The organism is Mycobacterium sp. AZCC_0083, assembly GCF_014202335.1.
In the GTDB taxonomy this organism is placed as follows: Bacteria; Actinomycetota; Actinomycetes; order Mycobacteriales; family Mycobacteriaceae; genus Mycobacterium.
Genome location: NZ_JACHGP010000005.1, coordinates 194,138 through 218,410, shown reverse-complemented (window position 1 = coordinate 218,410; position 24,273 = coordinate 194,138). Strand labels below are relative to the sequence as shown.

At 65.9% G+C, this 24,273-nt stretch carries 22 protein-coding genes; 14 read left to right on the top strand and 8 right to left on the bottom strand.

The window, feature by feature from the left end; translation table 11 throughout:
* Positions 1-35: 35 nt before the first annotated feature.
* The 5 genes from HNP02_RS14155 to HNP02_RS14135 all read left to right on the top strand — a co-directional run bounded on the left by HNP02_RS14155 (position 36) and on the right by HNP02_RS14135 (position 6,522).
* The gene (locus HNP02_RS14155) at positions 36-1,613 is read left to right on the top strand and encodes an ABC transporter substrate-binding protein (RefSeq protein ID WP_255506509.1); all 1,578 of its coding nucleotides are present in this window, start codon (positions 36-38) and stop codon (positions 1,611-1,613) included.
* Between the two features lie 31 nt (positions 1,614-1,644).
* A complete protein-coding gene (locus tag HNP02_RS14150) occupies positions 1,645-2,859 on the top strand; it encodes an exo-alpha-sialidase (RefSeq protein WP_184439363.1) in 1,215 nt (404 codons plus the stop codon).
* Positions 2,860-2,897: 38 nt separating this feature from the next.
* A complete protein-coding gene (locus HNP02_RS14145) occupies positions 2,898-3,557 on the top strand; it encodes an SDR family oxidoreductase (protein ID WP_309241548.1) in 660 nt (219 codons plus the stop codon).
* An 88-nt stretch (positions 3,558-3,645) separates the two neighbouring features.
* Positions 3,646-5,745 carry a 4-hydroxythreonine-4-phosphate dehydrogenase PdxA gene (pdxA, locus tag HNP02_RS14140; RefSeq protein ID WP_309241547.1) on the top strand — a complete coding sequence of 700 codons (2,100 nt, stop codon included), beginning with the start codon at positions 3,646-3,648 and terminating at the stop codon, positions 5,743-5,745.
* A gap of 9 nt (positions 5,746-5,754) precedes the next feature.
* On the top strand, positions 5,755-6,522 hold the full coding sequence (locus HNP02_RS14135) for a DeoR/GlpR family DNA-binding transcription regulator (RefSeq protein WP_184439361.1): 768 nt from the start codon (positions 5,755-5,757) through the stop codon (positions 6,520-6,522).
* A 60-nt stretch (positions 6,523-6,582) separates the two neighbouring features.
* On the opposite strand, the gene HNP02_RS14130 is transcribed toward HNP02_RS14135, so the two are convergent.
* Together HNP02_RS14130 and HNP02_RS14125 are read right to left on the bottom strand one after the other, a co-directional pair.
* Complete coding sequence (locus tag HNP02_RS14130) at positions 6,583-6,987, bottom strand: RidA family protein (protein ID WP_184439360.1); 405 nt, start codon at positions 6,985-6,987, stop codon at positions 6,583-6,585.
* Positions 6,988-7,057: 70 nt separating this feature from the next.
* Positions 7,058-7,771 (bottom strand): class I SAM-dependent methyltransferase, encoded by a 714-nt coding sequence (locus HNP02_RS14125; protein ID WP_309241546.1) that lies wholly within the window; start codon positions 7,769-7,771, stop codon positions 7,058-7,060.
* Between the two features lie 63 nt (positions 7,772-7,834).
* Between HNP02_RS14125 and HNP02_RS14120 the strand changes: the two genes are divergently transcribed.
* From HNP02_RS14120 to HNP02_RS14105, 4 genes are read left to right on the top strand one after another with little or no spacing between them, the layout of a single operon-like run.
* Positions 7,835-8,644, top strand: coding sequence for a MerR family transcriptional regulator (locus HNP02_RS14120; protein WP_184439357.1), 810 nt, complete (start codon positions 7,835-7,837; stop codon positions 8,642-8,644).
* A gap of 57 nt (positions 8,645-8,701) precedes the next feature.
* Positions 8,702-9,655 carry a metal ABC transporter solute-binding protein, Zn/Mn family gene (locus HNP02_RS14115; protein ID WP_184439355.1) on the top strand — a complete coding sequence of 318 codons (954 nt, stop codon included), beginning with the start codon at positions 8,702-8,704 and terminating at the stop codon, positions 9,653-9,655.
* Positions 9,648-10,430 carry an ABC transporter ATP-binding protein gene (locus tag HNP02_RS14110; RefSeq protein ID WP_184439871.1) on the top strand — a complete coding sequence of 261 codons (783 nt, stop codon included), beginning with the start codon at positions 9,648-9,650 and terminating at the stop codon, positions 10,428-10,430. The genes HNP02_RS14115 and HNP02_RS14110 overlap by 8 nt, the downstream gene beginning before the upstream one ends.
* On the top strand, positions 10,427-11,326 hold the full coding sequence (locus tag HNP02_RS14105; RefSeq protein ID WP_184439353.1) for a metal ABC transporter permease: 900 nt from the start codon (positions 10,427-10,429) through the stop codon (positions 11,324-11,326). The genes HNP02_RS14110 and HNP02_RS14105 overlap by 4 nt, the downstream gene beginning before the upstream one ends.
* A gap of 4 nt (positions 11,327-11,330) precedes the next feature.
* Here HNP02_RS14105 and HNP02_RS14100 read toward each other — a convergent pair whose 3' ends face one another.
* Positions 11,331-12,161 (bottom strand): Rv3717 family N-acetylmuramoyl-L-alanine amidase, encoded by an 831-nt coding sequence (locus tag HNP02_RS14100; protein WP_184439351.1) that lies wholly within the window; start codon positions 12,159-12,161, stop codon positions 11,331-11,333.
* Between the two features lie 845 nt (positions 12,162-13,006).
* Positions 13,007-14,155 (bottom strand): acyl-CoA dehydrogenase family protein, encoded by a 1,149-nt coding sequence (locus tag HNP02_RS14095; protein WP_309241572.1) that lies wholly within the window; start codon positions 14,153-14,155, stop codon positions 13,007-13,009.
* Between the two features lie 133 nt (positions 14,156-14,288).
* Here HNP02_RS14095 and HNP02_RS14090 point away from each other — a divergent pair, with 133 nt between their 5' ends.
* The 4 genes from HNP02_RS14090 (at position 14,289) to HNP02_RS14075 (ending at position 19,379) form a co-directional block, all read left to right on the top strand.
* Positions 14,289-15,461: a thiolase family protein gene (locus HNP02_RS14090; RefSeq protein WP_184439347.1), complete on the top strand. Its 1,173-nt coding sequence runs from the start codon at positions 14,289-14,291 to the stop codon at positions 15,459-15,461.
* Between the two features lie 44 nt (positions 15,462-15,505).
* A complete protein-coding gene (locus HNP02_RS14085; protein ID WP_184439345.1) occupies positions 15,506-16,279 on the top strand; it encodes an SDR family oxidoreductase in 774 nt (257 codons plus the stop codon).
* A 437-nt stretch (positions 16,280-16,716) separates the two neighbouring features.
* Positions 16,717-18,348 (top strand): AMP-binding protein, encoded by a 1,632-nt coding sequence (locus HNP02_RS14080; RefSeq protein ID WP_184439343.1) that lies wholly within the window; start codon positions 16,717-16,719, stop codon positions 18,346-18,348.
* Positions 18,345-19,379 carry a phosphotransferase family protein gene (locus HNP02_RS14075; protein ID WP_184439341.1) on the top strand — a complete coding sequence of 345 codons (1,035 nt, stop codon included), beginning with the start codon at positions 18,345-18,347 and terminating at the stop codon, positions 19,377-19,379. The genes HNP02_RS14080 and HNP02_RS14075 overlap by 4 nt, the downstream gene beginning before the upstream one ends.
* Before the next feature lie 5 nt (positions 19,380-19,384).
* On the opposite strand, the gene HNP02_RS14070 is transcribed toward HNP02_RS14075, so the two are convergent.
* The gene (locus tag HNP02_RS14070) at positions 19,385-20,197 is read right to left on the bottom strand and encodes an enoyl-CoA hydratase/isomerase family protein (protein WP_184439339.1); all 813 of its coding nucleotides are present in this window, start codon (positions 20,195-20,197) and stop codon (positions 19,385-19,387) included.
* An 82-nt stretch (positions 20,198-20,279) separates the two neighbouring features.
* Here HNP02_RS14070 and HNP02_RS14065 point away from each other — a divergent pair, with 82 nt between their 5' ends.
* Entirely contained in the window at positions 20,280-21,932 is a 1,653-nt protein-coding gene (locus HNP02_RS14065) for a class I adenylate-forming enzyme family protein (protein WP_184439336.1), read from the top strand.
* Between the two features lie 53 nt (positions 21,933-21,985).
* Here the strand turns inward: HNP02_RS14065 and HNP02_RS14060 are convergent, their stop codons facing one another.
* Genes HNP02_RS14060 through HNP02_RS14050 form a run of 3 tightly spaced genes read right to left on the bottom strand, consistent with a single transcriptional unit; the run spans position 21,986 to position 24,177 of the window.
* Positions 21,986-23,221: a cytochrome P450 gene (locus HNP02_RS14060; RefSeq protein ID WP_184439334.1), complete on the bottom strand. Its 1,236-nt coding sequence runs from the start codon at positions 23,219-23,221 to the stop codon at positions 21,986-21,988.
* Between the two features lie 47 nt (positions 23,222-23,268).
* Positions 23,269-23,463, bottom strand: coding sequence for a ferredoxin (locus tag HNP02_RS14055; protein WP_184439332.1), 195 nt, complete (start codon positions 23,461-23,463; stop codon positions 23,269-23,271).
* Between the two features lie 42 nt (positions 23,464-23,505).
* Positions 23,506-24,177 (bottom strand): TetR/AcrR family transcriptional regulator, encoded by a 672-nt coding sequence (locus HNP02_RS14050; RefSeq protein WP_184439330.1) that lies wholly within the window; start codon positions 24,175-24,177, stop codon positions 23,506-23,508.
* Between the last annotated feature and the right edge of the window lie 96 nt (positions 24,178-24,273).

The window sequence follows — 24,273 nt, the reverse complement described above, 5'->3', positions numbered from 1 at the left end:
CCAGCTTCCGCCGTTGCTACTTCGTCGAGAGGTCGATGATGACCAGATCTCCCTTGCAGCACCAGTTTTCGAGAAGAACGCTGTTCCGGTCCGGCCTGGCTCTTGGTGCCGGTCTCTCGCTCGGATCGCTGGTGAGCTGCGCTACCCCGACTGGGACACTGGGACCCCGGACGGCCAGTCTTGCGCTCAACCGCTCGGTGGTCAGCCTCGACAACAAGCTCAACCAGTTCGATGCCGCGGTCACCGTGCAACGGGCCGTGCGTCAATCGTTGATCACCCTGGACCAGCACCTCAAGCCGCAGCTAGTGCTGGCGGACAAGTTCGACATGACCAGCCCCACTCAGTGGTACGTGCACCTGCGCCCGGGAATCGTCTACTCCGACGGCCGGCCGGTACAGGTCCAGGACGTCGCCACCGCGCTGAAGATGTACAGCCAGGTCAGCGGTTCATTCGTTGGCGCGTTCTTCCCGGAGTGGCCGACGGTCGACCAGATCGACGGGTCCAGCTTCACACTCAACACGGAGCGGCCGGTTCCGGTCCTGGATTACCTGATGACGAACATCCTGATCACCCCGGCCGCCGAAAACCGCCCGGAGGAACTGCAGACCGGCGTCGGTTCAGGTCCGTACATCGTCACCGCCAGCGATCGCGGAACGGGTGACTACACGCTGGAGAAGAACCCCAAGTACTGGGGCCCTGCGCCCAACATCGATTCCGTCCAGGTCCGATTCGTCCCCGACGAGTCCAACCGCGTAGTGGCACTGCGCAGTGGCCAGATCGACGTTGTCGACTCCGTGTCACCGGATTCCGCCGACCAACTCGACGGGCTGTCGGGGGTCACCATCGATCGCGTCGACGGTGTGCGCCTCAACCAGCTCTTCTACAACTTCCGCAAACCGCCTGGCCATCCGCTCGCCGACAAGCGGGTACGGCGCGCCTTGAGCTTCGCGATCGACGGCAAGTCGTTGATCGACGAGGTGATGCAAGGCTCGGCTACCGCGTCCAAGGGAGTCATCCCCATGACTCTCACCGGCGCGATCGAGACCGGCGAGTACGTCTACGATCCGGTTCGTGCCCGGGCTGAACTGGACGCGCTGGGAGTCCGCAATCTCGACCTCAAGATCATCTGGGAGAGCGGGGAATTCGTCGCTGATACCGACATCATGGAAGCCGTGGTCCAGATGCTGTCCGCGGTGGGCGTACGCCCGAAGCTTCAGCAGTTCGAGCCCGGCGGGGATATCTCGACCTGGCGCCAGGGCAAGGCCGGCGACTGGGATGTGCTGGGCAACGGATTCCCGGGACCCACCGGGCTGGGCATCACCATCATGCAGGGCATGTATGCGGGCACCGCTGCCAAGGAAGCCACCCGCGACACGTACCACGGCTATGTCTTCCCCGAGATCACCGATGTCATCACCCGCGCCTCCGAAGACACCGATCCCGCGCGGCGGGCAGTCCTGTTGGCTGATGCCCAGCGGATGATCTGGGATACCTGCCCGATGATGTGGTCGTTCGTCCCGAAGGTTGTCCTGGCCCGCCGCGAGCGCTTCGGCGATGTCGGGTTGCGCCCCACCAACTCCTACGACCTGAGCGCCGCCACCCTGGGTGCATGACGCTGCCCACCTCCACGGATACGGAGTGCCGATGACCGCTCGAACCGCCACCATTCTCGGATCGGCCGACGGCGTCGTGCGGCCCAACGACGATGGTGGTCGATCGGATGCTCTGTTGCCCGCGCCTCAGGTACAGAATCACGCAGCGAACCTCGCTGTCCTGCCGGATGATTCACTCGGCTGTGTGTGGTTTGCTGGCACCCAGGAGGGCGTCCCGGACATCAGTGTCTGGTTCTCGACCCTGGCGCCGGGGTCAGGCCAATGGTCGGCACCGGTGCAGCTCTCCGACGACCCGAGCCGCTCGGAACAGAATCCCGTCCTGCACGTCGTCGACGATGGGTCGGTGTGGCTGCTGTGGACCTCGCAGCATGCCGGCAACCAGGACACCGCCCGCGTGCTCCGGCGGATCTCCGAGGACGGCGGCCACAGTTGGGGCCCGACGCACGTGTTGATTCCGGAAACCGATGCCGGCGGGATCTTCGTCCGCCAGCCCATCACCGTGTTGCCGTCCGGTCGACTGCTGCTCCCGGTGTTCCATTGCGTGCGTGTTCCCGGCCGCAAATGGGTCGGCGACCGCGACTACAGCGGCGTGATGATCTCCGACGACGGCCAGACCTGGCGCGAGGTGGTGGTCCCCGACAGCATCGGATGTGTCCACATGAACATCGGCCGACTCTCGGACGGAACCTTGGTCGCGCTGTATCGGAGCCGGTGGGCCGACCACGTCTACCGGAGCGAGTCGCTCGACGACGGCGAGACGTGGACGGCTCCGGTGGCCACCGAACTGCCGAACAACAATTCGTCGATCCAGTTCGTGGTCCTTCCCGACGACCGACTTGCGCTGGTGTTCAACAACTCCAGTGCCCTCGATGCCACCGAGCGCCGCACCTCCCTCTACGACGAGATCGACGACGACGGCGTGGCAGGGGACGCCCCCGCGGAGAGTCTGACACCCATCGACGACGGTGACGGCCGGTCCGCCTTCTGGGGCGCGCCTCGTGCCCCGATGACGCTGGGCATCTCCCACGACGGCGGGCTCACCTGGCCCCTGCTCCGAGACCTGGAGACCGGCGACGGATACTGCATCACCAACAACTCCCGCGACGGACTCAACCGCGAATTCTCCTACCCGAGCATCACCGGTTCGGCCGACGAAGTGCTGCACATCGCCTTCACCCGGTTCCGCCAGGCCATCGAATACGTGCGCGTCGAGCCAACCTGGGTACGCGACGGCCCGACCTCGTGACGCCGCGACACGACCCCATCTCCGCGCGGCGAGCAGTCGTGACCGGCGTCAGCTCCGGCATCGGCGCGGCAATCGTCGCGCGACTGCTCGACGACGGCTGGTCGGTGATCGGATTGTCCAGACGCAAACCGGATTTCGAGCAAGTGGGGTTCTGCTGGCGGGAATGCGACCTGAGCGACCTGCCCGGCATCCATTCTGCCGTAGCGGGACTCGGTTGCATCGATGCGATCGTGCACGCCGCAGGCCTGCAGCGATCGGCGCGACTGGGTGAGCTGTGGTCCGCGGACGGCCAGGCGATGTGGGCGGTACACGTCGGGGCCGCCGAGGAACTGGTCAATGCACTGATCGGTGACGTCGTGGACGGCGGACGCATCGTGCTGGTCGGGTCGAGGACCATGACCGGTGCGGCACGCAAGAGCCAGTACACCGCGACGAAGGCCGCCCAGCTCGCCATGGCCCGATCATGGGCCCTCGAGCTGGTCGAAAGAGCTGTCACCGTCAACGTGGTGGCCCCAGGACCCACCGCAACGCCGATGCTGACCGACCCGGCCCGCAGCGCGACCCCGCCCCGAGTACCCCCGTTCGGCCGGTTCATCGAGCCCGAGGAGATCGCAGGCACGGTGGCGTTTCTGTTGAGCCCGGCCGCCCGCAGCATCACTGGTCAGGCTTTGGTGCAGTGCGCGGGGACCTCGCTGTGAATGTGCGTCGCAGTGAATTGATGCGCAGAACACGCAACACTGATAGTGTTAGCGCACAAAACACGCAATCAAGCCAGGTGAGACCTACGTGACGGGAACGGAATCCATCGGAGGCGACCAGCGCACGGTGTGGGTTCTCGCTGACGACGTGTCCGGCGCAGCAGAAGCCGCCGCCGGATTCATGGGGCGCGGAGTCGGCGTCGAGGTACTCCTGCATGCCGGGGTCTCGAACCGGCCAGTGACGGTGGTCGACCTGCATACCCGCCGGCTGTCGGTCGCCGACGCGGAGAAGGCTGTGGCGCAAGCGCTTTCGATCGCCGCCGACGCACGAGTGGTCATCAAGATCGATTCGCTGCTGCGCGGTTCCGTCGAGGCCACCGTCCGTGCCGCGGCGCACACCGGGCGCCCCGTCGTCATCGCCGCAGGTAATCCCACGCTGGGACGCACCGTGGTCGGGGGAGTGGTATTGGTCGACGGAGTTCCGTTGGACCAGAGTGGCCTGTGGGCAGCGGAGAGCACCCCGGCACCTCGCAGCATAAGTGACGCCGCGGGGGCCGCGCGGGGAGTCCGGATCGTCGACATCACCTCCGACGCCGACCTGGACGGCGTTGTCGCCCAAGCGACTCCGGACACGATCCTGATCGGAACGGGCGCATTGACCGCCGCCGTTGCGCGGACGCTGCCGCCCCGTTCAGGGGCGCGGGCGGTCGCCATCTCGTCGCGCACGGTGATGGTGGTCGGCACCGCCGACTCCGGTGTGGAGGCTCAGCTGCGGCACCTCGAAACCGACGGGACCGCCGTCGTACGCATCGATTCCGCGGACCTGCTCGCCGGGCGCGCCGCCAAGCCTGACGTGCACGACGCAGTGGCCATCGCCATCGATGGCCCGGTCACCCCCGAGAACGCACACCGCCTGGTGCACGCCCTCGCCGGCGTCGCCGCCGGGATCATCGATGACTCCACCAATCTGGTGCTGACCGGCGGTGAGACGGCCAGGACCGTGCTCGACCGACTCGGCGTCGACCGCATGGAACCGATCGCCGAAATCCATCAAGGGGCCATCGCGTGCGTCACGTCCGACGGTCGCCTCGTGGTGACCCGCCCTGGCAGTTTCGGCGACGATCGCTCGCTCGCGACGATCGCTGCCTACTTACGCTCCAACAACAGTGAGGGCCATCCCATGACGAAACACCTTCCGTACGTTGCCGTGACGATGGGTGACGGTGCCGGTATCGGGCCAGAGGTCATCGTGCCCGCGATGCTCGATCCGCGCGTCGCCGGATGGTGCCGCCCCGTCGTCATCGGCGACGCGTCGCGTTTGCGCCTGGCCGCCGGTGCGTTGGGCCTGCAGCCGCAGATCGTTACCGTAGAACGGATTTCCGACGCCGAGTTCACCCCAGGGCGGATCAATGTCATCGATCTCGCTCTGCTTCCCGAAGATCTCGCGTGGGGCGAACTGTCCGCCGTCGCGGGCCACGCGGCCTACGAATACATCCGCGTCGCAGGCGAGCTGGCAGTGGCGGGCGACGTGCAGGCGATCTGCACTGCTCCGCTGAACAAGGAAGCACTGCATGCCGCCGGACACATCTTTCCCGGCCACACCGAGCTGCTCGCGCACCTGACCGGTACCGAAGAGGTGTCGATGATGTTGTCGTCGCCGACGCTCAAGGTCATCCACGTGACAACCCACATCGGGCTGCTAGACGCCGTCGCCAAGATCGAACCCGGCCTCGTCGAGCGGACCATCCGCCGCGGGCACGACGCGCTAGTGCGATCGGGTAACGCACACCCGAAGATCGGCGTGTGCGGTATCAACCCGCATGCCGGCGAGAACGGACTTTTCGGCTATGGCGAGGAGGATCAGAAGATCGTTCCCGCCGTCGAACTGCTGCGGGCGGAAGGAATCGACGTGCACGGACCCTTGCCTGCCGACACCGCGTTCTTCCTCGCCGGCCGCGGAGATTACGACCTCATCGTCGCGATGTACCACGATCAGGGGCATGGTCCGGTCAAGGTGCTCGGACTCGAGGCGGGAGTCAACATCACGGTTGGCCTGCCCGTCATCCGCACCTCCGTCGATCACGGAACCGCGTTCGATATCGCAGGTAAGGGCATTGCTGAGCCCGGTAGCATGATTGAGGCCCTCCGGCAGGCAGCGGAACTGGCCACCAGCACGGCCACAGTCTAGGAGAGGCGGATGGCGGTCCGACAGTCACAGGCGCGACGTTCCGAGATCGTCCGACTGGCCAAGACCAGCGGCCTCGCGAGTGTCGAAGAACTGTCGGTGATATTCGGTGTGACTCCGTCGACGATCCGCCGCGACCTTGGGCAACTGACCACCGAAGGATTGTTGGCGCGAACCTACGGCGGCGCCATCGCCCTCAACGCTCATCCCGAGCCGTCGATCCGGCAGCGCACCCTCGAAGGCTTCGACGCCAAGCGGGCGATCGCGAAATGGGCAGCGACCCAAGTCCTTCCGGGTGAGACAATCCTGCTCGACGCCGGCACCACCGTCGGTGCGATGGGAGAGTTTCTGCGCGAGACGGAACGGCTCACGGTCATCACGGCGGGGCTCACCGCTCTCGAAGCGCTCGCCGACGCCGACACGGTGCGGGTCGAATGCCTCGGGGGAACGCTGCGACACCTGAGTCAGGGCTTCGTCGGGCCGCTGACCGAATCCGCGCTCGCCAGGGTGTCCTTCGACCGCGCGTTCCTCGGCGCCGATGCCGTGACCGCGGATCGCGGGATATGCGAGGCCGAGCTGGAACAGACGCGGCTCAAGGAGCTCATGATGGAGCGTGGTAGCGCGGTGTACGTCCTCGCGCACGCCGCGAAGCTAGGGCGCCGGCCGTTTCACGCTTGGGCGCCCCTGCCTCCCAGCGTCACCGTGGTCACCGATTCCACTGCTACCGACGCGCAGCTCCGCCCCTTCGCCGACGCAGGCATCGTGGTCGTGACGGTCTGAGATCGGCGGAGTCGGTGAGCGGCGACGTCGTGGGTCAACTTCCGGGTCGCCGACTGAAGCCTAGGCGATCACCGCGGTGACTTCGGCCTCGACGAGGATGCCGGGTTCGTAGAGGATGCTCACACCGATCAGAGCAACCGGCGGCGTCGAGAGCTCGAACTCGCGTGCCGCCTGGTCGACACCGGCAGTGAACGCCTCCATCTTCGACTTTTCCCAGTCCACGGCATACCAGGTCATTCGGACGACGTCACTGAAGGTTGCTCCCGCCGCCTCGAGCGATTTGGCGACGTTGCGGTAGACCTGGGCGACTTGGCCCGCCAGGTCTCCTGGCGCCACCAAATTGCCGTCCGCGTCCCATGAGACCTGACCCGCGATGTGGACTTGCTTGCTACCCGTCGCGACTGCGACGTGGTGGTACAACGGGATTCGAACGTGTCCGTCCGGATTGATCAGAGAAACAGGCACAGAAACTCCTTCGGGGTCGCACAGCAGTAACAGGAGTCGACTGAAGTTATTCCGCTGAGCCTTCGCGCCTTCACTGACGTCGCGGGTCCGGCACGGCCCTGATGGCGAGGAAGCCCGTCGGCTCGCGGGTCAGCCGCTCGTAGGCTTCGCGATCGATCTCGGCTGCGCCCTCGGTTGGGCGCGGCTCGAGCAACCGCTCGATGAGGAACCCCGCCTCGTGCAGCTCTTCACACGTCCGCTCAAGCGGCGCAAGCCAGTACCGCACCCGCCACCCCCGGCTCCACACCTCGTCGATGACCCGAACGTCGAAATAGCTGCCGCCGTGGCGCAGCCAGTCGCCCGTCGGATGCTGCCGCGACAAGACGATCGCCCCGTCGGGCCGCAGCACCCGCCGTAACTCACGCAGCGCCGCCGTCCCGTCGTCCACGTACTCCAGCGCCAGTGCGAACAGGACCAGATCGACCGAGTCGTCGGCCAGCCAGTGCAGCGGGTCGGCCAGATCATGTGCGCGAAAATCGCCAGAGGGCACTCGTTGCCGGGACAGCTCCGCCATCCGCGGGCTTTGGTCGAAGCCGATCACCGATGCGCCGCGGGCCGTCAGCTCCTCGGCGTACAGACCGGGACCGCAGGCCGCGTCCAACACGGTGCGTCCTGCCACGTCTCCGAGAAGCCCCAGGCAGGCCGGGCGGTCGTAGTGGGCGTTGTAGAAGCCGTCCCTTGCGTGTTCGAGGAACTCGTCGGCGAATACATCGTACTGGGGATGCGAACCCACGGAATCAGGCACGTAGCCAGTCTGATCCATGGTGGGCTTGCACCTGACACGGTGTCATGGGACATGGTGGAGACCATGTACACCATCGGAGCGTTCGCCCAACTGGGCGGCGTGACGGTCCGGATGCTCAGGCACTACGACCGCATCGGGTTGTTCGTGCCGTCACGCGTGGATCCGACGACCGGGCACCGCGCCTACGAGGCCGCCCAGCTGCCCCGGCTGAACCGGCTCGTCGCTCTGAAGGACCTCGGGTTCTCACTCGAACAGGTCGGCGAGCTGTTGACCGACGGGGTCGAAGTGGACCAGCTGCGTGAGATGCTCCGTTGTCGGGCAGCCGAATTGGAGAAACGCATACTTCACGACCGGCAGACCCTGGATCGGGTGCGTGGACGGATGCGACTCATCGAGAGCGAGACACCCGTGCCCGTCACCGACGTCGAAGTCAAGCAGGTCGTGCCACAACGCGTCGTGGGCCTGCACGTCACCGTGCCCGCGGACGAGGACACGCAGGACGTCGAGGCGCTGTTCGAACGAGTCATCGAGCTCGTGGAGGCAGCAGGTGCCGACCGCGCATCGCCGATCTCGTGGCGTGACTGCACCGATGGTGCCGTGCGCATCTGCGCCGGCTATCTCGCACCCACCGGCGACGTGCCGGGACTCGAGACGTTCGCGCTCGCCGGTGCCGCCGTGGCGTCGGTGGTGCGTCGCGGTGCCATCGATGGGGCGGCCGAGGCGCACCAGGCGGTCGGCCGGTGGGCGGAGGCGCGGGGACTGGCCGCGAGTATCGAGTCAGGCCGGTGGCGCGAGATCTATCTGGAGACCAACGACGACGATCGCTCGGACTGGCTCATCGAAGTGCAGCTGGAGCTCACCGAGCCGCAGTGAAGGGGCGCCAGCGGGACCCGCTCGCACCATGCAGTTGGTAACGGTTATCGTTATCGTATGACTTCGTCCCGCCGCCGCGCTCTCGCCGCCGCCGTGTTCGCGCTTGCAGTTCCCGTTGGATTGGCCGCATGCTCGTCGAATGACAGCGGAACCACCATTGCCGCGACGTCGACCAGCGCCGCGTCGGGCGGAGCATGCCCCACCACACCGGTCAACGTCGTCGTCAGCGTCGACCAGTGGGGCGACATCGTCTCTGCCCTCGGCGGCGAGTGCGCCAAGGTGACGACGGTCCTGGCCAGTTCATCGGTCGACCCCCACGACTTCGAGCCGTCGCCCGCTGACGCCGCGACCTTCGCGAGTTCCCAGCTCGTCGTCGTCAACGGCGCGGACTACGACCCGTGGGCGTCAAAGTTCGCGGCGACCTCGGCGCCGAACGCACCAGTGGTCGACGCGGGCGTGGTCACCAAGACGGCGGCGGGCTCCAACCCGCACCTCTGGTACAGCCCGCCGGCGGTTGACGCCGTCGCCGATGCCGTCACGGCCGAACTCGACAAGCTGGCACCCGACGCCAAGAGCTACTTCGCCGACCAGCGCAAGGCGTTCACGACGAGCTTGGAGCCCTACGACAAGCTGGTCAGTGCCATCAAGGCCGGTGCATCGGGTAAGACCTACGCAGCCACCGAGACGGTATTCGACTACACGGCTGCAGCCGTCGGGCTGGCGGACAAGACGCCGCCGGGATACCAGACTGCGTCGGCCAACGAGAGCGACCCGTCGCCTGCCGATCTGGACGCCTTCCGTCGCGCCCTTGCCGATCACCAGATCAACGTGCTGATCTACAACACCCAGACCGAGGGCTCGGTACCCGAGCAGATCCGCTCGGCCGCCGAGGCGGCAGGGGTACCCGTCGTCGAGGTGACCGAGACGGTGCCGCCGGGAACGACTTCGTTCGAGGCGTGGCAGGTCGCCCAACTCAACGCATTGGCAAAGGCGCTTGGTGTCCCTGTCTGATCACGAAGCCGCCGCACCGGCACTCGCGCTCGAGGACGTCAGCGTGGTGCGCGGCGGGAGGCTGATCTGGTCCGAGGGGACCTTCGAGGTGCCCGCAGGCGGCATCGTCGCGATCATCGGATCGAACGGATCTGGCAAGACCAGCCTGCTGCAGGTGATCCTGGGATTGCTCCCTGCGGCCTCGGGCAGTGTCAAGGTGCTCGGGAAGCCGCCAGGCGAGGTCAACGCGTCCATCGGTTACGTGCCGCAGAACTACGCGTCCGCGTCGGGTGAGGCCATCCGGGTGTGTGACGCAATCCTGCTGGGCCTCAACGGAACCCGGTGGGCATTCGGCCGCACCAGCCGCGAAGACCGACGCAGGGTTGCCGAGGTCCTCGACGCCGTTGGCGCCGGTGCGTTCGCCCGTCGGCGACTCTCGGAACTATCCGGTGGGCAGCGCCAACGCGTCGCGATCGCCGAGGCGCTCGTCGCCCGCCCGAAGATGCTCATTCTCGACGAACCGCTGGCATCCTTGGATCTGCGCAATCAGCGCGAGATCGTCCAGTTGCTCGATCGTCTCCACGAGGATCTCGGCGTGACCATCCTGGTCGTCGCCCATGACCTGAACCCTCTCCTGGGCGTATTGAGCAGCGCGATCTATCTGCTGGACGGGCACGCACACTTCGACGTCCTCGACGACGTGGTGGACGAAAGCCTGCTCAGCCATCTGTACGGCACCCAGATCCAGGTGATCCGCACACCGCAGGGCGGGCTCTACATGCGCAGCTCCGGATGACGACGCAGGTCGTAGCCATGGGCTACCAACACAATTGGTGGCAGATCCTCACGTCGCCGTTCATGGGCAATGCGCTCATCGGCGGAACGATCGTCGCGCTCGCTGCCGGTCTGATCGGCTACTTCGTCATCGTCCGAAACACCGCATTCGCCGCACATGCATTGGCGCACATCGGGTTACCCGGTGCCACCGGCGCCGTCCTACTCGGAGTGCCGGTCGCGCTCGGGCTCGGAGTGTTCTGTGTCGGCGGGGCGCTCGTCATCGGCGTGCTTGGCACTCGCCGCGCCGATCGCGAAGTGGCCACGGGAACCATCCTGGCGCTGGCGACGGGCTTCGGGCTGTTCTTCAACTCGCTGGCGACCAGGAGTTCGAGCACCATGACGAACGTCTTGTTCGGGAACCTGCTCGCGATCTCCCACGAGCAGCTGATCACGTTCGCGGTGCTATTGCTGGTGCTGGCGGCCAGCATTGGCTTCATCTACCGGCCGCTGCTGTACACCTCGGTCAACGTGGAAGTCGCGGAGGCCAAGGGCTTGCCGGTGCGCCTGCTGTCGATGATCTTCATGGCGCTACTCGGCCTCGCCGTCACCATGGCGGTCCAGGCGGTGGGCACCCTGCTGCTCTTCGCGCTCGTCGTCACCCCTGCGGCGACCGCGATCATGCTCACGCCGAAGCCGCCAGCGGCGATGTTGGTCTCCACCGTGATCAGCGTGATATCGGTGTGGCTTGGCGTTGGGGTGTCGGCGATGTTCAACCTGCCGCCGAGCTTCCTCATCATCACGATCGCCTGCACGGTGTGGCTGGTCGTCTGGGTCGTCGAACGCCGGGTACGTCCGGCATCGAAGGCAGCCGGAACGGATCGACCGAGCGCCGTCGGCGACCACGCCCACCATTGAGGCGCTATGCCACCCCGGCCTCGTGGCTCAGGTAGCTGGTGATTCCCCGCGCGGCGGCAGCGGCGTACGCGGCTCTGCCGCCCGCGCTCTCCATCTGCGCGGCGTCGTTGGCGTTCTTCATGTTGCCCATCTCGACCAGGATGGACGGATGCCGTGCCAGGTTGAGGCCAGCCAGATCCGCGCGCCCGCAGAGGCCATTGGACCCCATGTACGTCGAGGGCGTGAGGCCTGCGGCGACCAGTTGATCGCGCATCATGGTGGCCAATTGCACTGCGGGCCCGGACTGAGCGTCGTTCAATGGCGGGTTCGAGTAGTTGACGTGAAATCCGTGACCCCCCGGCGGTCCGCCGTCGGCGTGAATGCTGACGATGGCGTCGGGATTCAGTGCGTCGGCCATCGCGGCGCGCTCGTCGACGCAGGGCCCGAGGGCGTTGTCGTTGCCCCGTGACATCGCGGTCCGCACCCCGAGCTGGTCAAGAGCAGCCCGAAGCTGTAGCACCACATCCCAATTGAAGGTGTGCTCGGGAAAGCCGCCGGCGGTGGTCGTGCCAGTGGTCTGGCATTCCTTGGTGCCGCCGCGGCCAGTGGGGACCTGACGATTGATCGAGGCGTCGTTGGCGCCGTTGTGGCCAGGATCGAGGAAGACGATCATCCCGGCGATACCCGCTGCGGCCGCGGCGTTCGGTGCGGCCACGGCTCCGGCCAGGGAGCTCAAGCCGAGAACGGCGGGGGCCGTCGCCGCAAACCGCAGAAGATTCCGTCGGGTCACGGAATCCGTTGGTGTGTACCTGCACGGATCTTGCACGGGGCCACGGTAGCCCTCCCGGCCTTGCATGCCGCTGGATGACGCGCCGCCCGTTGGGTTTTCACAGGATCTCGGCAGGCTCCCAGGGTCGCGTCGAAGGTCGCGGATATCGTTTGCCGACGGCCACACGGACATTGGCTGCGGTGATGGCCAACGGCCGCGGTGGTCGAAACCCGGATGCGAGCATGAAGACCCGTGAGGCGGCGAAGCGGACCCGATCCTCGGCACGCACAACAACGGTCCGACCAAGGCGATTACCGTTGCCCACCAACTGCTTTGTCGCGATTCACGAACTTGGCGATCAAGCTCACACGAGTCCAATTGGACACGAAAGTGAGAATCACCAGTTGAGGTCGGCGTCGCCGTGGGCTTGGTCATAGCTCCCTTGTCCGACGATGGCGATCGCTTTAGGTCCCACCACGGTGTTCGTCATTGATGAGCGCGGGTGACCGTGGTGGAAGGGTGCTGGTCCCCAGATGGCGGCCGAGCGTCGCGCGCGAGCGATCGACGGTTCTATTGCGCCTCGTGGGTGATTGCGCGACCTGACCTCCGCAGCACCGGCCAACACATCGCGACGCCCCGGCCACAGATTGCAGAGGCGATGGGGACGTCGGGATTCATGTCCCCATCCTTTGTTCAGCCTGACCGAGCGCGCCGCCTCCGGTACTTCGAGGTTTAGGTGTGCTGTCTCAACTGTCGGTGACTTACCGATATGGCGCCCTCTCGGATCGACCGAGTTCACGCAAGCGGCGCATGGATCGCGCGTCGAGGCCAACGGCGCCGGAGATCTCCTGCTCGGTCAGCGGAGGTGGTTTGCCTCGCCTCTTGTCAGCCACTTTGTCGGGTTCGCGATCGTCGACCCGTGCACGCCTTGCCTAGAACCCCATGCCGCGACCAACGATGTCGAGCATGATTTCGTTGGTGCCGCCGTAGATGCGCTGTACCCGTGCGTCTCGCCACAACCGCGCTATCTCGTATTCATTGACGTAGCCGTAGCCACCGTGAAGTTGCAGGCAACGATCGACGATGCGCCACTGCGCCTCGGTTGTCCACCACTTCGCTCCGGCCGCCTCGTCCGCGGTGAGTTCCCCTGCGTTGACGGCCATGATGCCTTTGTCGACGTAGGTCTGTATGACGTCCATCTCGGTGAACATCTGAGCGAGCGCATGCCGATTGACCTGAAACGTGCCGATGGGCTGGCCGAAGGCCTTTCGGGTCTTCGCATATTCGGTCGCGAGGTCCAGAGCGCGCCGCGCTTGAGCCGCCGCGTGAATCGCGATGCCGAGCCGTTCGGCGGGAAGGTTTGCCATCAGGTGATAGAAACCACGATTGAGCTCACCTATGAGATTGCTTGCGGGAACGCGTACTTCGTCGAAGTGAAGCTCGGCGGTGTCCGCGGACTTCTGTCCGATCTTGTCCAATGTGCGCCCACGGCTGAAGCCGTCCATTCCGGCCTCGACCATGAGCAGACTGATGCCCTTGTGCGGTGACGCTGCCTCGGGGTCCGTCCGGCACACCACGATTATCAGGTCCGCGAGCAGGCCGTTCGAGATGAACGTCTTGGAGCCGTTGAGGATGAAGTCCGTGCCGTCGCGGCGAGCGGAGGTGGCGATGTTGGCGAGGTCGGATCCTGCGCCGGGTTCGCTCATGGCGATCGCGCTGATCAGCTCGCCGGTGATGTACCCGGGCAGCCAGCGCGCCTGCTGTTCATCGGTCGCGAGGTTGTCCATGTAGCCGGCGACGATGTCGTTTTGCACGCCCAGACCGATGCCGACGGCGCCGGTGGCGTGGAACTCCTCGGTCATGATGGCGTTGAAGCGGAAGTCCTTGATCCCCGACCCGCCGTAGTTCTCCGGGAGTTCCCAGCCGATCAGTCCTAGTTTGCCTGCCTCGATCCACGCTTCCCGATCGACGTAGCCGCGGTGTTCCCACTCTTCGGTGTGCGGAACGCAGACGGTCTCGTAGAACGAACGCGCGGTGGCGCGGAAGTCGTCGTGCTCGGGCTCGAAGATGTCTCGGCGCACGAGGTCACTTCCCATCCGGACGTCGCTGGATTGCTTTAAACCCCAACGGTTGGGACCGAACTATACGTGTATAGTTCGGTCGTGCGCAATTGCCCCGGGCATGCGTTCTCGTTGCGACGACCTAGGAGGAAAGATGCGTGATGCCGTCATCACCGCGGCCGTGCGGACACCGATCGGCCGGCGCAACGGCGGCCTGAACGGCGTGCACGCCGTCGATTTATCGGCATTGGTGCTGCGTGAACTCGTCGACCGCGCCGGCATCGACCCTGCGGTCATCGATGACGTGCACTGGGGCAACGTCATCAGCATCGGCCAGCAGTCGGGCAACGTCGCGCGGATGGCAGTGCTCGCAGCGGGCTGGCCGGAGTCAGTTCCCGGATTCACCATCGACCGCCAGTGCGGGTCCTCGCAACAGGCGATCTCCACCGCGGCCGCAGCGGTGATCTCCGGACAAGCCGAGGCCGTCATCGCTGGGGGGGTGGAGATGATGTCGAACGTGCCGATGGCGGCCGCATACGTCGAGGGAACCGGCGAAATGGGCGGCGCGGCGGTCGATCGGTACGAAACAGCGCTTCGTGCAACCGGATTCAACGGTCGCTTCAACCAGGGTGCGGGAGCCGAACTGATCGCTGCCGAGTACGGATTGTCCCGAACCCAACTCGACGAATACGCACTGCTGTCGCACGAACGAGCCGCCAAGGCACAAGACGACGGTGCCTTCGACGACGAGATCGTCGCCGTGCCGACCACCTCGTCCATCGTCGACGCCGACGAGGGGGTGCGGCGTGGGTCGACGATCGAGTCGCTCGCACAGCTGAAGGCCCCGTTCGTCGCGGAGGGAAAGATCACCGCGGGCAACGCCTCTCAGATCTCCGATGGCGCCTCGGCCGTCATCGTGACGACCTCAGAACGTGCCGCCAGCCTCGGTATGACACCCCTAGCGCGCGTACATACCGCGGTCGTGACGGGCGATGACCCCGTGAAGATGTTGACCGGGCCGATCCCGGCGACGGCACTTGCGCTGAAGCGCTCTGGACTGTCCTTGGACGATATTGCCGCATTCGAGGTGAACGAAGCCTTCGCATCGGTGCCGCTGGCGTGGCAGGTCGCCGTCGGCGCCCCGTCGGACCGCCTCAATCCTCTGGGTGGCGCCATAGCGCTCGGCCATCCGTTGGGCTGCTCGGGGACTCGGCTGGCCACCACGCTCATTCATCACCTCCGACGCACCGGCGGAAGATACGGCCTACAGACGATGTGCGAAGGCGGGGGCACGGCTAACGCGACCATCTACGAGCGACTGTCGTGACCCGAGCGGCCACACGGACGACGACGCCGAAGGGCAACAAGGCAATGAGCATTCGAACCGACGCATCTGTGATGGTCAGCGGGGGAGTGGGCGGCCTGGGTGCTGCGACCGTGCGTCGCCTCCACGCCGACGGGTTGGCGGTGGTGGTGTGCGACCTCGCCGAAGAGGCGGGCGACGCTCTGGCGGCTGAGCTCGGGAAGCGTGCCGCCTACGTCCGCACCGACGTCACTGATTCCGATAGCGTCGCCGCCGCGATCGACCGCGCCGGACAGCTCGCGCCGCTGCGCTACGTGGTGACCGCCCACGGTGGACCTGGCGTAGCGCAGCGCATCGTTGCCCGCGACGGCTCACCTGCGGACTTCGACGCCTACCGCGGGACGATCGACGTCTACCTGAACGGCACGTTCAACCTGCTTCGTCTGACCGCTGCTGCGATCGCTGCGTCCGATCCGGGCGCGGACGGCGAGCGGGGCGCGGTCGTGCTGACGTCGTCCATCGCCGCATACGAGGGTCAGATCGGACAGTCTGCCTATGCAGCGGCGAAGGCGGGGGTCGTCGGCCTCACATTGGCCGCGGCCCGTGATGTCAGCTCGGCGGGCATCCGGGTGAACGCCATCGCGCCGGGAACGATGAAGACACCCATCATGGAATCGGTGGGTGCCGAGGCGCTTGCGAAGTTCGCGAGCAGCGTGCCGTTTCCCAAGCGGCTCGGATCACCAGACGAGTACGCCGACGCCGCGGCGTTCCTGCTGGGCAACCGGTACGTCAACGGCGAGATCCTGCGCTTGGATGGCGCCCAGCGGTTCGCTCCCCGATAGAGCCCGCTGCACGCGCGGCAATGGTGGTGCAAGCGGCGTGGGCCAAGCGCTTCGCACGCATCACCCACGTATCGCAACCCGGGGCAGCCCGTTTCCGGGTGTGTGGTCCTAACGGAGGTTGCGACGCCACGACATCCGTGGCAACAACCTCCGGCGCGACTCGCGTGGATGCAGGCACAGGTGGTAACCCGAGATCCACACGCACGCGCGAGGAATGCCGTCCTGGCCGCACGCCGGCCCGGCGGTGGCCCTGATCTGGCGTCGGCGATGCCGAGAACGGACCGCCTGCCGAGGACGAAACCGAGTGCGAGGCCGAGCATTCGGAGCTCTCATGGTATAACCACTATACATGTATAGTTGCCTGATCGGGGAGCCATGCCGGCGCTGAGCGTCGCAGTCGGCACCGTGGCGCCGGCACGCGTCGGCGAGGTGACGCTGTGACCGTCCGCGAGCCGCTGAACCCCGCAAGAATCCCGGGCTCCCTGCGGGAGCGGTATCTGCGCAGCGGTCTGTGGGACGACACGTCACTGGGTACCCTTCTCATCGACGGCCTGCGACGTCGTCCGCGCCAGCGGGTGGGCATCTGGTCGAAGCACACCGGCCGCGAGGAGACGTTCGGATCGTTGGAGGCGACGGCGCGCCGAGTAGCCGCCGGCCTGTCCAAGCGCGGGCTCGCCGCGGGTGATCGCGTGGTGATCTGGTTGCCGAACGGGTGGGAGGCCGTAGCGGCGTTCGTCGGCGTGGCTGCGTTGGGCGCCGTCGTCGTTCCGGTCGCCTCGTTCTACGGGCGCAAGGAACTGACCGAGATCGTCAACGCGACCGGCGCCACGGTGCTGATCACCTGCGAACGCCACGGCGCTCGCGACTACCTCGGTGAAGTCCTGGACTCTCGCACGGAGATGCCCAGCGTGGACACCGTCGTGGTGTGCGCCGGCCTGGGCAAACGCGCGCCTGGCTCGGACGTCGTATCGTTCGATGACCTGCTATGTGACCCCATCGCGGCAATCCCGAGCGATCGGTCGCCAGACGACGAGTGCCTGTTGGCCTTCACCTCCGGGACCGGGGGCACCGCGAAGGGGGTCGTCCACACCCACCGAACCCTCGGGGCCGAGGTGCGTGGACACCTCGTGGCGATGATCCCCACTGACGCGACCCCCCAGATCATGGCTTCACCGATCGCGCACGCGGCCGGGATGACCCTAGGACTGCTGGCGCCGATTCACCGTGGCGAACCGATCCACTTGGTGGACACCTTCGACGCCGACTTCATCCTCGACACCGCACGGGCCGAGGGGCTCGCACCCGGCGGCGGCGCGGCGGTCTTCTTGTCGGCGTTGATCGACCATCCCGGTTTCACCGACGAACTCGCCCACCGGATGGGGTACGTCATCCTCGGCGGATCGCCGGTGCCGGAGAGCTTGGTCGCCAAGGCAGCCCAGCGCGGGATCACCGTGCTGCGGAGTTACGGACTGACCGAACACCCGACCGTCAGCGCCAGTCGGCTTGGCGACACCCCTGGACAACTGGCCCGCACCGATGGCTGTCTACTCGACGGGGTGGAGGTGCAGGTGCGCGATCGCTGCGGTGCGCTCTTGCCGTCGGGCAGCGAAGGCGAGATCTTCACCAGGGGCCCGGATCGGTGCGCCGGTTACCTGCAACCGGAACTGAACACCGTCTTCGACGTGCAGGGATGGCTGGCGACCGGCGACGTCGGCGTCGTCGACGCCGACGGGCACCTCTCGGTGACCGGACGGGCCAAGGAACTCATCATCCGCAACGGCGTGAAAGTCTCACCCGTAGAAGTCGAAAGCGCGTTGATGACCTGTGCTGCGGTGGCCGAGGTCGCGGTGATCGGTGTCCCCGATATCCGTACCGGGGAACGTGCGGTGGCGGTCGTCGTTGCGCGGGGCGGCCGGGAGATGTCCCTGTCGACGCTGACCGGGCATCTCGCCGCGATGGGGCTGGCCAAGCCGAAGTGGCCCGAGGAACTCCGTGTCGTCGACGCACTTCCGCGCACCGCATCGGGCAAGGTGCGCAAGAACGAGATCAGAAAGACGTGGTTGGTGTGACGACGACAAATGCTGAGGCACTGGATCTTTCGGCGCTGACCCGGCATCTCGCCGGTGCCGGGTTCGCCCGCCAGGGCCAACTTCGGGCCGAACTGATCTCCGGCGGTCGATCGAATCTGACGTACCTGTTATTCGACGACGTGTCCACGTGGGTGCTGCGTCGCCCCCCGTTTCACGGCGTCACGCCCTCGGCTCATGACATGAGCCGGGAGTACCTGGTGGTGTCTGCGTTGGCCTCTACCGACATTCCCGTCGCCCGTCCTGTCACGATGTGCCAGGACGCATCGGTGTTGGGTGCGCCGTTCACCCTCGTCGAATACGTCGTGGGTCAGGTGATTCGCACGCAGACCGAACTGGACGCGATCGAATCCGACTCCGTGGTGCGCGATTGCGCGTACGGCTTGATCGACGTCTTGGCCGCGCTGCACCAGGTCGACCCCGTCAGCGTCGGGCTGGCGGACTGGGCACGTTCAGACGGCTATCTACAGCGCCAGATACGGCGGTGGGGATCGCAGTGGGAGCTAATTCGTGAACCCGGCGACCCGCGCGACGAGGACGTTCGGCGCTTACACGCGCGACTCGCGGAATCGGTTCCGCCGCAAAGCGCGACGACGATCGTGCACGGCGACTACCGCATCGACAACACCATCTTGGAATCATCGGCACCGCATCGGGTTCGGGCCGTGGTGGACTGGGAGATGTCCACACTCGGCGACCCGCTGGCCGACGTCGCACTGATGTGCGTCTACCGTGACCCCGTCTTCGACCTAGTGATCGGTACCGACGCGGCATGGACGTCGTCGAGGCTTCCCAGCGCCGACGAGATGGCGCAGCGGTACGCAACCGTGTCCAGTACGCCGCTGCAGCACTGGAACTTTCACCTGGCGCTGGGCTACTTCAAAGTGGCGATCATCGCGGCCGGAATCGCCCACCGCCGCCGCAGCAACGACGGCGCGGTCGACGTCGCCGACGATGCGGTATCCCCTCTGATTACGACCGGCCTACGGCACCTGGGCCGGTCACGGGGCTGATCGGCTCACCCTCGGCGTGACCCCGCGGCTGCCGCCTTGGACTGCGCCGCGGCAACCGCCAGCCGGTGTTCCTCGGAGTGCATGCTGTCCAACTCTCCGGACAGTGCAACGGCATAGGCATTGTCGAGCTGTTGGTCCAGGTAGGCGTTCAGGGCCCGCTTGGTGGTCTGAAGGGCCGCGGCGGGCACGTCGGCCAGCCGCAGCGCCAGCGCGAGCGCCTCGTCGAGGAGCTTCTCCGGTGCCACGACGCGGCTGGCCAGCCCCATGCTCACGGCGTCGGCGGCAGGAATTCGCGAGCCCAGGAACAGGTATTCCTTGGCCCGCGAGAGGCTGGTCAGCATCGGCCAGGTCATGCCACCGTCACCGGGCACCAAGCCCATCCGCAAGTGCGGGTCGGCCAGGAAGCTACCTTCGACCATCAACACGATGTCGGACAACACGGCCAGGCTGCATCCCAGTCCGACCGCGGGGCCGTTGACCGCGGCGATCACCGGCAACCGGCACCGCACCATGCCCTCGATGATTGCGCGGCCCTCGGCCATCGTCTGTGCGCGCATTGCCTCATCGTCGATGTTCTGCTGCATGTAGCCGAAATCTCCACCGGCACTGAATGCCTGCCCGCTGCCGGTGAGGATGACAGCGCGCGCCTCGGTGTCCTCGTCGAGCCGGTTCCACAGCCCGGCCAGCGCCTGATGCATGGCACGGTTGGCACCGTTGAGATCGTCCGGACGGTTCAGCGTGACCAGCCGTACCGGTCCGTGGGCCTCGACCTTGACTTCTGCTGGGAATCCGTAGAGAGCATCGTCGAAGTCGTTCATCTGGAGTCTCCATCGGCCGCGGGATCATCGGATAGGCTGCACGTAACTTTACGTGTATACCACGCTGCTCGTGGAGGCTGCCATGACGACGACGACCTTTACCACCGTCGAGCCCACACCTGAGCTCTGCGCCCGCTACCGTGCCGAAGGCTGGTGGAGCGGCGAGACGCTACGCGACCTGCTGGCAAGCGCCCTGCACTCCTCCGGCGGGCGGATGTTCACCATGTACACCCGGAGTGGGATGCAGCGGATGTCGTTGCGCGAGATGGCAGATCTGGGACGACGGGTGGGTACTGGGCTTCGGCGACTGGGCATCGTGCCCGGCGACCCCGTCGCGTTCCAACTGTCCAATAGCGTCGAAGCGGCTGCGGTCTTCTACGGCCTCGTGCACGCCGGCGCCGTTCTGGTACCGATCTCGCACGCGGCGGGAAGCTCCGACGTCATGCATGCCCTGCGGACGTCTCGGGCACGCGCGGTCATCATCGAAGGCCGCCGCGGTCACGGTGCCGTCGTCGAGGAGATCACCTCGGGACACCAGCGATTGGAGAAGCTGGAGCACCTCATCGTGGTCGGTGACGGCGCGAAACCGTCAGCGGCGATCGGTTTCGGCACGCTGACCGCATCTGCAGCAGAGCACAGCCAGATCCGGCTCGATCCGGCAGCCCCAGCGGTGATCGGGTGGACCTCAGGCACGACCGCCACCCCGAAGGGCGTGCTGTTGAGCCACCGGGCGCTGTGCGCCGAGATACGTCAGCACATGGCTCCTCTGTTCGCCGAACGGAGTCGGGGCCTGCTGAGTACGTCACCGGTCAGCCACGTCACCGGAATGCTCGTGTCGTTGCTGGTGCCTCCGCTGGTGGGCCACGACGTGCATCTGATGGACTACTGGAACGCCAGTGACGTGCTAGGGCTCATGCAGACGCACGACCTGGCCGCCGGCAGTGGAGCGCCAGTGTTCCTGCAGGGCCTGCTAGACGATCCACGGTGCACGCCGGAGCATCACCGGCTGGTCGGCGTCGCCGCCCTGGGCGGAGCCGCCGTGAGCCGGGAACTGATCGAGCGCGCTGACGCGCTCGGTGTTGCTGCCGTGAAGGGATACGGGTGCACCGAGCATCCCAGCATCTCGCTGGGCCGTCGCGCGGACCCGCTGCGGGTGCGCGCCGCCACCGACGGTCGCCTGTGCACTGGTGTCGACGTCCGCATCCGCGACGAGCGGGGCGCCCACCACCGCACCGGAACTGGCGAGATCATCACCCGCGGGCCCGACCTGTTCAGCGGATACGTCGACCCCGCCTTGAACACCGATGCATTCAAGGTGGGGTGGTACCGCACCGGTGACATCGGCTCGGTCGACGAACGCGGGTACGTCACCGTGCTGGACCGGGTGAAGGACATCATCATCCGGTCCGGACTCAACGTGAGCGCATCCGAGGTGGAGGCAGCGTTGGCATCGATGCCAGAAGTTGCCGACGTGGCGGTGGTCGCCGCCCCCGACGCCCGCACCGGCGAGCACGGCTGCGCCTTCATCCGTCCGGCAGCCGGTCACAGCGTTCCGTCGCTGCCCCGAATTCGGGAGCACCTCGTCGAGTCGGGTCTGGCGAAATACAAGTGGCCCGAAGAGATCCGGGGACGGACCACTGACTTCCCCCGGACACCGGCAGGCAAAGTGCAAAAATCTGCCTTGCGGGCGATGGCTCGTCAGTCACCCCCCCGAGACGGCATCCAGTCGACATGATCATCGATGCAGTCTGGGCCCGCTCACGTCGCGACGACGTTGATCGCTTGGCGTCAGGCCGGAGAGAACGAAATCGGAATCCGTACTGCCTGGCGGATTCCAGGGATCGACCGATAGACGATCCGCTCACCGTCGGTCACCGCGTAGTTGGGAATACGCTGGTGGAACCGTTCCAACGCCGCTACCATCTCCAGTCGGGCCAGATGTGACCCGAGGCAACGGTGCAGGCCGACGGCAAAGGACATGTGCCGGTTGGGCTTACGGGTCAAGTCCACCTTCATCGGATCTTCGAACACGGCCGGGTCGATGTTGGCACTGCCCCAACCCAAGAAGATCATGTGACCCTTGTTGACCTCGACTCCATTGATCTCGAGATCCTCGGCGGCCCAGCGTAATCCTCCCTGCGGAACCGGGGATTCGGTTCGCATGAGTTCTTCGACGGCAGTCGGCCACAACGATGGGTCGGCGATGAGCCGTTCACGTTCCCGTGGGTGCGTGGCCAAGAAGGCGAACTGCACCGACAGCGAGGACGTCACGGTGTCGAGACCGGCGATGGTGAACATGTGCATGAGGTTGACGATTTCGTCGTCGGTCAGCTTGTGACCGTCGAGTTCGAAGGTCAAGAACTGACTGATTAGATCATCGCGCAGCGCTTCGTTCTTGCGCTCGGCGAGCCGTTTGCCAAGGTGCTCCCTCAGCCGGTCGCCTGCTTCGATTCCGTGTTGTTCGCGCTCGTCCAGAGTTTCGCCGGTAGCACCGAGGATGTCGTCCTTGAATTGGATCAGTAACGTCCGGTCCTCTTCGGGCAGACCAAACAGCCGCAGAAAGATCTTTGTCGGCAGCGGGCCGCACACCCGCTCGAAGAGCTCGGCGTGGCCGTCGTCGATGAATTCGTCGATCAACTCGTCGGTGATTTCCCGCACTGTGTTGCCCCATGGCTCCATGCGCTTCGCGGTGAGCAGCGGGGTGAGCAGTTTGCGGTAGCGCACGTGGGTGTCCCCAGTGAGGTGCAGCGGTATCAGCTGGTCGCGCGAACCCATGCCCATTGACAAGCCGGTGTAGGGGTTGACCGAGATCACGTCGGGATGGCGACCGGCGGCAGTGATGTCGTCGGCGCGGAAGAACCCAACACCCATCTCCCACTTCACCACCGGATGGTTCTGGAGCAGGTCGTTCCAGATGAGTCTTGGATCATCGACGTCGAACGACGGATTCGATTCGTAGAGGATGGCGGCGCGCATCGCCGGATCCATGTCGGCAAAGCCGATTTCGTGTACATCGGTGCGCATCAACGCTCTCCTTTGGGCGGTGGACTGTAATTCCGCGTCGGGCAGTGTCAAGGCTCGTCGAACCGCACGGCCTGCTCTGGGCAGCTGTCTACGGCGAGGCGCACTTCGTCATGCCACTGGTCGGGTACCTCGGAGTAGAGCGCGACGCCGCGGCCTTCGTCGTCTGCGTCTATCGCGTGTGGCGCCTCGGCATAGCACCGGCCATGCCCCACACATGCATTCAGGTCGATCTCCAAGTGCATGTGACCATGTTAACAGGCTGAGCTATACGTGTATAGTAAAGGTCAGCTAACGCGCTTGGTCGGCGCCTTGCGGGCCTTGGGCGACGTCTTTTGCGGTGTGCTTCGGCGACGCGGGGCAGAGGGAGTGTAATGGTCGAGCAGTCCGGTCAACGCCCCTTCGAACGAGGCGCGACTGTGCAGCGCATCCATGTAGGCGATCAGGTCGTCGTCGGCCGGAACATGGGTGTGCACGACGAAATTCGAACTCGACTCGACCATGAGACGCCCGATGCTGAGCTGGTGCAGCCCGGCGTAGGCGAGCTTGGCCTCTTCCTCGCTGAGCCCCGCGCGCTCGAACTGCCTGATGCAGAAGACCAGGAGTCTGCGCGCATTGGGCAGCAACTTGCGCGTCAGCATCACCGACACCATTCCGGGCACGCTCAACAATGCTTCGTGGGACGCAGTGACGGCCTCGATCAGCAGCTCGCGCCAGTCGCCGGACTCGGCGTCGGGAAGGTCGATCTTGGCAAGGATGTCATCGCCGACCAAGCGGATGATCTCGTCCTTGTCCTCAACGTGGTGGTAGAGGGCCATGGCCGACACGCCCAGGGTGGCCGCCACCGTCCGCATCGTCAGCGCCTCGAGACCTTCTTGCCTGATCAAGTCTGCCGCCTCGGCGGCAATGAGCTCTCGCGTCAGCGGAGCACGCTCAATCGCACTGCGTCGCTTGGCCACATTTCCTCCCACCTGTCGAAGCACCTCACCATGAACAAGACCTTACGCGTACAGCCAGAGCACTGCGCTTGTACGTGGCCGACTGTGACAGCGTTT